We start from the raw sequence: 7,968 nt of genomic DNA, 5'->3' as shown, positions 1-7,968 counted from the left end.
GCCTTGGGCGACGCGATAGATCTGTCCGTGAATGCCGGTGCCGTTTTGCGCGAGCTGCAAAAACGCCGGTTTGTGCAACAGGCTTTCGAGGTCCAGGGACGGGTTTTCGCTGACCAGTTCGACGTCGAACGCGAACGGTTGGCTGATGGCTTCTCGACCGGTGAGGGCAAGTACCTGGAGATCGTTCGCCAGACCTTCTACGGTCAAGGCGAAGTGAGTCTGGTTGGCCGGCGCGAACATCCGTTGTTCCTCGTGCAGTGCTGCAGCATCCATCAAGCCCTGAGTGGGCGATCAACGAACGCAAGAATTCTTGGGTGACGCAAACAACATCGACCAGCAGAGCTGGCCGATGTTTTGAAACGGTCGGCCAGACTTAGCCAGCGACCGGGGAACGCCAGTCATCGGAACCCGAAGTACCGGATACTTCGTGGGTCCAGGTGATTTTGCGGTAGGTGAACTCTACGTCTTCCARGTGAGTGAAGTGCGAGTTCGCCGGGTCYTGGCAGTTGTGCATGTAGTCTTTGATGTCGACGATGATYGCGTCTTCAAGCTTGGTGGTGAAGTAGTGCTCTTGGGTGCCGGCAGCCGAGGTGCGGTACCACTTGATTTCGATRGAAGTCAGRCGCTCGCCGGAAGTCAGGGCAGCCAGCAGCAGTGGCGAGGACTTGTCGAAAACCTTGGTGATTTTSACTGGYTTGTGAACGCGCTGGCCGGTTGGTTGGCCGGACTGCGGGTCACGCGGGATGATCACTTCGTGGTTGAAACCCTGAACCATGACCTGGTCTTCGTGACCTTCCTGGTAGGTGTTGCCAACCGAATCAGCGGTGAATGCACCGGCRGTGATCAGRCCTTGTTTGGTGCCRGTGATGGACATRTACGCTGGYGTAGCCATGGATGCTCTCCTTGCTAAATAAATGAGGGTGCCCGGGAGGCGAGATCGCCCGGTGGGTACTTCCTACACATCAAGCTTCGTGCCATGCAATACATTTAGTATATAAATCAATGAGATATGAGTTGTTAGTGTCGGTTTTGTCTCATTTGCCTGTAGGAAAAGTCGCTAATGTGCGCAAGAAGTTGCGCAGCACTGCGCAACTTCTTGCGCACTTGGCTGCAGGCCTTGCGTGGCGCGGCCTGGAGCAGGCTGGGTGGGTGTTTTTCGGAAGGTGAGTGCGCAACTTCTTGCGCACTTGGGTTTTTGGATGCCATTAGCAGCGCTGGCCGATACAGCGAATCGGTGGTGCAGCCTTAGCCTGCGATTGGAGCACGCCAGTCATCAGAACCGGATGTATTGGAGACGACGTGCTCCCAGGTGATTTTGCGGTAGCTGAAATACACATCTTCCAGGTGCGTGAAGTGTGCGTTGCCAGGGTCTTGGCAATTGGGCATGCGCGACTGGATTTCGATAATGATGGCGTCTTCGAGGGTGATGGTGAAATAACGCTCCTGGGTGCCGGCGGCCGAGGTGCGGTACCACTCGAGGTTGCATTCGATCATCTTTTCACCGCTGGTCAGGGCTGCGAAAAGCAGTGGTGAGCACTTGTCGAAGGTTTTGGTGATCATCATGGGTTTGTGAACGCGTTGACCGGTCGGCTGCCCGGACTGCGGGTCGCGAGGGATGATGACCTGGTGACTGAACGCCTGAACCAGGATCTGATTTTCATGACCTTCCTGATAAACGTTGCCGACCGAGTCCTGACTGAAGTTGCCCTCGGTGATGAAGCCTTGCTTGGTGCCGGTGAGTGACAGATATGCGGGTGTTGGCATGAATGCTTTCCTTGCCTGATCAATCGAAGTGTCCGGGAGAGGAAAATCGCCCGATGTACACCTGACAGTGATCAAGCTTCATGCCATTTGAATTTAATTTATATAAATCAATAGGTTATTGTTTGTTTCAAGCTGATATCGATGAATTGTCAAGAAAAGTGCGCAACTTCTTGCGCACCACAGCGCAACAACTTGCGCAGTGCCTTGAAAGCCATACAGGCGATGCTGCAAGCCAGATCAAAAGCGGGTTATCCACAGGCATGCTGCGCAACTTCTTGCGCATCATGGCCATGTGACTGCCTGTAGTGCATCGCCTTAGAGCTTCGCGGGCGACTCGGTAGAAAAGAATGCTCACATGTTCGCCAGCGCCAGAGGGGGCCGTGTATCTAGGCTGATAGAGCGCATTGAACAGTGCACCGCTGGTCTGCCTGAGTGTATAGCAAGTTGCGATATGAATAGTCCGGGTTTAACCTTCATAGCAAGATGCGATAAGGATGTTGCATGCGTGTGATCACCGAAAAGCGAATTTGGGAGGCCAAGAAGCAATGGCCACATTCAGCCAATGCGCTGGATCAATGGTATCGACAGGTCAAGAGGAACAGCCCGGGCGACTTTGCGGCAATGAAGGCGATGTTTCCCGCAACCGATAAGGTGGGGGCGTTCCATGTATTCGATATTGGCGGGAACAAGCTGCGCCTGATCGCTGCCGTGCACTACTTGGCGCAACGGCTGTATATCAAGCAGGTGCTGGATCATCGTGAATATGACAAGGGTAAATGGAAGGAGGAGCGTCGATGAACGTTCTGATCAAACAAGCCGCTGAGCACTGGCACTTTGTGTCGCCGTTGCTGCGCAAACCGAAAAACGAGGCTGATTACGATGTGCTCGTCAAGGCGCTCGATGAGCTGCTGGACCTGATTGGCGAAGATGAATCCAGCCCGCTGATGAGTCTGGTGGATATCCTCAGTGACTGGATCGAGGCCTACGACCAGCAACACCGGCCAATGCCTGTGGCCAGTGGTGTTGATGTGCTGCGCTACCTGATGCGCGAACACGGCTTGAGTCAGAGCGACCTGCCGGGTGTGGGCGCGCAATCGGTGGTATCGGAAATCCTGAGTGGCAAACGCCAGCTCAACCTGCGGCAAGTCCGCTGGTTGGCCGAGCGCTTCGGTGTGTCGGTAGAAACCTTCATCTGACCGCCCTCAAGACGAACAGCTGATCTCCAGATGCTTGCCCCACTCAGGTGGGCGCTCGGCGTAGCTGTCCATGCCGGGCTGTTCTTCGAACGGTTTGCTCAGCACCGCGTGCAGGCGACGAACCTCTGCATAGTCACCGCTTTCTGCCGCGTCGATGGCTTTCTGTGCCAGGTAGTTGCGCAGGATGTAGAGCGGATTGACCGCGTGCATGCGGGCGCGGCGCTGTGCTTGATCGCTGTTGCCGTCGCGGGCGACGCGTGCGCAGTAGCGCTCGGCCCAGGCATCGAAGCCCTTGATGTCGACGAAGTCGTCGCGCAAGCGGGCGACGGCGAGCTCGGCGGCTTGATCGCCTAAACGGCGGAAAAACAGGCTGTAGTCGACGCTGCTGTTTTGCATCAGTTGCAGCAGGTTTTCGATCAGTTGCTGGTCGTCTTCCTCGCCCGTGGTCAAGCCGAGGCGACGGCGCATCAGGTCCAGGTAATGAGCCTGATACAGCGGGAAGTACAGGCCGAGGGTTTCGCGCAGGGCCTCGACGCTGATGAACGGTGTCAGGGCCTGGGCCAGTGCGCTGAGGTTCCATTGGCCGATCGGCACTTGATTGCTGAACGAATAGCGACCCTCATCATCGGAATGGTTGCAGATGAAGTTGGCGTCAAAGTCGTCGAGGAAGGCAAACGGACCGAAGTCGAACGTGACGCCGAGGATCGACATGTTGTCGGTGTTCATCACCCCGTGGCAGAAGCCATAGGCCTGCCATTTGGCGATCAGCTCGGCGTTGCGCTCGACGACTTCGCGGAACATCGCCAGGTACGGTTCCGGCTGTTCCAGGCACTCGGGGAAATGCATCGCCAACACGTGCTCGCCGAGGGCTTTCTGCTGTTCGGGCCGTTTGGTGTAGTAGAAGTATTCGAAGTGCCCGAAGCGCACATGGCTCGCCGCCAGGCGCAGGACCATGGCCGCGCGTTCCTGTTTCTCGCGCCAGACCGGGGTGTTCGAACCGATCACGCACAGTGCGCGGGTGGTCGGGATACCCAGTGCGTGCAATGCTTCGGACGCCAGAAACTCACGAATCGACGAACGCAGCACCGCCCGGCCATCGCCCATGCGCGAGTACGGCGTTTGCCCGGCGCCCTTGAGGTGCAAGTCCCAGTGCTCGCCGGCCTCGTTGTAGACCTCGCCCAGCAGCAGCCCGCGACCATCGCCCAATTGCGGGTTGTAGGAACCGAACTGGTGCCCGGAATAGACCATCGCCCGCGGCTCGGCTTCTGCCCACAGCTTGTGACCGCCGAACAGTTCGGCGAACACTGGCGTTTCGGCAACGCTCGGGTCGAGGTCAAGCAGGGCCATGGCTGCAGGGCTGGCAACCACCAGTCGTGGTTCGCCGATGGGCTCAGGCAGTACATGAGTTGAGAGCGCGTCGCCCAGGCGGGCGAAGCGGTTGTCGAAGGTCAGTTCGTCGAGGGCTTTCAACGGCCATCTCCAGCAGAATGTCCGAGCATTCTGCTGGGGAATGGCGCGTGGCGTCCAGTCAGTCGAGTTGTACTGATGGCGGCTCGGGTGGGGTCTTGCCTGTATTCGGGGCCTTGGCGGGTTTGACTGCATCGCTGGTCAGCAACAGCTGTTCCTGGCCTGTCAGGTTTTTCAGGTGGATATCCACCTGACGGAAAGCGATGTTGATGTCGTGCTTCTTGAACTCGCTGTTGATGAACCGGTTGATTTCATCGAGTGCCGGGTTACGGTCGCCGAGGTCGCGCACGTGAATACGCAGCTCGTGATCCAGGGTGCTTTCACCAAAGTTCAGGAAGTACACGGAGGGCGCAGGGTCCTTCAGTACGCGCGGGTTTTCCATGGCCGCTCTGAGCAGCAGGGTACGTACCAGCTCCAGATCCGAATCGTAGCCGACGCCCAGCTTGAGGGTGACCCGGGTCACAGTGTCGGTCAGCGACCAATTGATCAGTTGCCCGGTGATGAACGTTTTGTTCGGGACAATGATGTCCTTGCGGTCGAAGTCGGTGATGGTGGTGGCGCGGATGCGGATTTTGCTCACCGTGCCCGACAGGTTGCCGATGGTGATCGTGTCGCCGATCCGGACCGGGCGTTCGAACAGGATCATGATCCCGGAGATGAAGTTGGCGAAGATCTCCTGCATACCGAAACCCAGGCCGACCGAGAGCGCGGCCACCAGCCATTGCAGTTTGTCCCAGCTCACGCCGAGGGTCGACAGGGTGGAAACGAAACCCACACCGGCAATCACATAGGTCAGCAGGGTGGTTGTGGCGTAGGCACTGCCCTGAGCCAGATCGAGCTTGGACAGCACCAGCACCTCGAGCAACCCCGGCAGGTTTCGCGCCAGGGCCACGGTAATACCGATGATGATCAGCGCACCGAGCAAGTCGCCGATGCTGATCGGCACCATGCTCATGTTGGCACCGACGCCGCTGGTGTACTCGTACAACGTGATGTTGTCGAGGTACGAGAATACCGAGATCAGGTCTTTCCAGACCCAATACAGCGCAGCGATGAAGCCGCCGAGCAGGGCCAGACGGATCAGGCGCAGGGATTGTTCGTTGACTTTCTCGATGTCCAGTGTCGGCTCTTCGACGATCGCTTCACCGTCGCCGGCTTCTTTGGCGGCCTGGCGTTTGGTCAGAGCGCGCTGGTAGGCCAGGCGCCGCGCCGCGACGGCCAGACCGCGTACAAAGGTGGCTTCAATGATCAGCCAGAACATCAGCAGGTACAGGGTGTTGATCAACCGGTCGCTGAGTTTCAGTGCGGTGTAGAAGTAGCCAAAGCACACGGCGATAAACAAGGCGATCGGCAGCACAGTGAATAGAATGCCGACGGCTTTGCGAAACAGGGAGGCGCTGTTATGGGTCGGACTGTGGATCAGCAGACGGCTGAGCAGCCAGGCCATCAAGGCGTAGCAGGTCAGCACCACGGCGATACCGAGTACGTCGTCCGCCAGGGCCGCCGGTTGCAATTCGGCAACTGCCACCACGGCGACCAGTGCCAGCACCACCAGACCCAGGCGACGGATCCAGCCGCGGAGGAATTCCACCTGCGGTCTTTCCCAGCGAAAGTGCAGTTCCGCCACGCCACCCGGCGCAAGGATCCGGTACGCGGTGTAGAACACCAGCCACGCCTGGGCAATTTGCAACAGGGCGGCGCCGAGGTTGGCGTTTTGCCCGCGGGCGTCGATCTGCAAGGCGAAACCGCACAGGGCCAGGGCCAGCGACACCGGCATTGCCAGCAGCACGTTGATCAGGATCGCCTGTGGGGTGTGCCATTGACTGTCACGTTTGAAGTGACCGATGTCCTGGTGCACCTTGTTCAGTCGCGCATAGAGGTATTTGCGCCGCCAGACCAGGAAGCCGATCAGCAGCACCAGCGGCAGAAACAGCAGTGGCCGCTGGGTCAGGCCGTCGGCCAGCTCGCTCAGGCTCGAAGCCCAGGGCAGAGTGATGACCTGTTTCTCCAGGCGGTCCGGCACGCCGCGCATCCATTCGAAATCCAGTGGCTTGTTGCTGGGAATCCAGAACATCTGTTCGTCGAGGGTTGCGCGCAGATTCTGAGCGGTAGTGAGCAGCTGTTTCTGGTTCAGTTGCAGGGTGATGGATTCGTTGAGCTGCGCGCTCAGTTCGCGGCTCAGGCGCTCCAGCAGGTCGGCGCGGGTGACAGCCAGATCCAGCAGGGTTTTGCGCAGTTGCGGGGTGACCTGGTCGGGCGGCTGGCTCGCCAGCAAATTATCCACATAGGCGCCGGGCGTGTTGATCAGTTCGCGTTGTTGATTGACTTCGAACTGGTACAGGCGAATGTCGGCGATGTCATTGGCCAGGTCCCGATCAAGCTTGAGGCGTGGCAGGGCCTGCTTTTGTTTGTAGAGGATCTTGGACAGCAACAGGCTGCCCTTGAGCACGCTGATCTGTTCGTCCAGTGCAGCGTCGCTTTGGGTCACGCTGTCAAGTTGCTGCTTGGTCTGCAGGTTCTGCTGGGTCAGCTCGTTGAGACTGTCGGTCCTTTTGAGCAGGTCGTCGGAGAGCTTGAGGTTGGCAGCGCTTTCCGTGGCCAGAAGATTGCTGCCGCCGGCCTTTTGCGCTTCGATCGATTGCTGAGTCACCGTCTGTTGAGACTGGGCCAGGCGCTTCTGGTTGATCAGGGTTTGCAGGTCCTGGATCTCGTGCTCCATGCGCGCGGTTTTTTCCTGCAGCAAGTCGTGTTGGCTGCTGCCCAGGTCCTGCAGCTGGCTGTTGCCGGCCAGTTCCTGACGACGCAGCGGAATCAGCGCATTCAATGCGGCCAGTTCGGCGTTGAGGGCATCGCGTTGCTCGGTCGTCAGGGCTTTGCCGTTGTCTTTGCCAAGCTTGAGGATGCTGTTGATTTGCAGGATGCGTGTCTGGCTGTTGCTGATCTCGGCCTGGGCGCGTTCGGGACGGGTTTGGGCGGTGATGGTCAGGCTGTTGGCATCGGCCAGGGCTTTTTGCAGATCACTTTGCTGGGTGCTGCGTTCCGTCAGCATCTGCTCGAGTTGTGCCACCGACAGGTTGGCGTAGCGTTGTTCGATCGGTATGACTTTGCTGGCCTTGAGGCGCTCCAGCTCACGCTGATTTTCGATGTTCTGCTTGGGCGCCGTGCTCAGTTGTTGCTTGAGGTTGTCCAGGCGCTTTTCATAATCGTCYCGGTTGGACAGTTGGGTCAGCGTCTGTTGCAGCACCAGTTGCAGGGCTTTTTGATCGGCCTCGGGCAGTTTGCGCTCGGCAATCTTGTCCAGGCTTTTCTGGACAGACTCGGCGGACGGCGGTTCGGCCGCTTGCAGAGTGCCGACGGAGAGACTCAGCCCTAGCAGGGCGATAGCTAAAAATGTGCGCAAGGTTGGCATAGAGACCGATCGAAAACGTAACGAAAAAAGGAGTTTAGAGGAACAAGCCGGGGCCCGGGCGACTTCCTTCGGGAAATCTGACGCCCACTTTGGCGATCTTGTTCCCGTCCATGACCGCGACCGTCCAAATGG

General features: G+C 58.4%; 7 protein-coding genes and 1 pseudogene. 3 read left to right on the top strand and 5 right to left on the bottom strand.

Features of this window, described 5'->3' with window-relative positions; genetic code table 11:
* The 3 genes and pseudogenes from AC1DH9_RS15850 to AC1DH9_RS15840 all read right to left on the bottom strand — a co-directional run.
* Positions 1–240 (bottom strand): annotated as a pseudogene (locus tag AC1DH9_RS15850) (type VI secretion system tip protein VgrG); the annotation flags it as partial.
* 133 nt (positions 241–373) lie between these two features.
* On the bottom strand, positions 374–892 hold the full coding sequence (locus AC1DH9_RS15845) for an Hcp family type VI secretion system effector (RefSeq protein ID WP_123581954.1): 519 nt from the start codon (positions 890–892) through the stop codon (positions 374–376).
* A gap of 353 nt (positions 893–1,245) precedes the next feature.
* The gene (locus tag AC1DH9_RS15840) at positions 1,246–1,764 is read right to left on the bottom strand and encodes an Hcp family type VI secretion system effector (protein WP_427529382.1); all 519 of its coding nucleotides are present in this window, start codon (positions 1,762–1,764) and stop codon (positions 1,246–1,248) included.
* 80 nt (positions 1,765–1,844) lie between these two features.
* Between AC1DH9_RS15840 and AC1DH9_RS15835 the strand changes: the two genes are divergently transcribed.
* The 3 genes from AC1DH9_RS15835 to AC1DH9_RS15825 all read left to right on the top strand — a co-directional run bounded on the left by AC1DH9_RS15835 (position 1,845) and on the right by AC1DH9_RS15825 (position 2,960).
* Positions 1,845–2,060 carry a hypothetical protein gene (locus AC1DH9_RS15835; RefSeq protein WP_427537905.1) on the top strand — a complete coding sequence of 72 codons (216 nt, stop codon included), beginning with the start codon at positions 1,845–1,847 and terminating at the stop codon, positions 2,058–2,060.
* Between the two features lie 205 nt (positions 2,061–2,265).
* Entirely contained in the window at positions 2,266–2,562 is a 297-nt protein-coding gene (locus AC1DH9_RS15830; RefSeq protein ID WP_427537908.1) for a type II toxin-antitoxin system HigB family toxin, read from the top strand.
* On the top strand, positions 2,559–2,960 hold the full coding sequence (locus AC1DH9_RS15825; RefSeq protein WP_427529387.1) for a helix-turn-helix domain-containing protein: 402 nt from the start codon (positions 2,559–2,561) through the stop codon (positions 2,958–2,960). The genes AC1DH9_RS15830 and AC1DH9_RS15825 overlap by 4 nt, the downstream gene beginning before the upstream one ends.
* Before the next feature lie 6 nt (positions 2,961–2,966).
* On the opposite strand, the gene selO is transcribed toward AC1DH9_RS15825, so the two are convergent.
* Both selO and mscK read right to left on the bottom strand, forming a co-directional pair.
* On the bottom strand, positions 2,967–4,430 hold the full coding sequence (gene selO, locus AC1DH9_RS15820) for a protein adenylyltransferase SelO (protein WP_427537911.1): 1,464 nt from the start codon (positions 4,428–4,430) through the stop codon (positions 2,967–2,969).
* A gap of 58 nt (positions 4,431–4,488) precedes the next feature.
* On the bottom strand, positions 4,489–7,836 hold the full coding sequence (gene mscK / locus AC1DH9_RS15815) for a mechanosensitive channel MscK (RefSeq protein WP_427537914.1): 3,348 nt from the start codon (positions 7,834–7,836) through the stop codon (positions 4,489–4,491).
* Positions 7,837–7,968 lie beyond the last annotated feature (132 nt).

The sequence above is a fragment of the Pseudomonas sp. 05T35 genome (assembly GCF_056396605.1).
The sequence above is the reverse complement of the archived record's forward strand: the minus strand, read 5'-3'. Positions and strand labels throughout refer to the sequence as shown.

Excerpts from the sequence above, each read along its gene's own strand:
- AC1DH9_RS15840 (WP_427529382.1), bottom strand. The coding sequence starts at position 1,764 with ATGCCAACACCCGCATATCTGTCACTCACCGGCACCAAGCAAGGCTTC.
- AC1DH9_RS15825 (WP_427529387.1), top strand. The coding sequence starts at position 2,559 with ATGAACGTTCTGATCAAACAAGCCGCTGAGCACTGGCACTTTGTGTCG.
- AC1DH9_RS15835 (WP_427537905.1), top strand. The coding sequence starts at position 1,845 with ATGCCATTTGAATTTAATTTATATAAATCAATAGGTTATTGTTTGTTT.
- AC1DH9_RS15830 (WP_427537908.1), top strand. The coding sequence starts at position 2,266 with ATGCGTGTGATCACCGAAAAGCGAATTTGGGAGGCCAAGAAGCAATGG.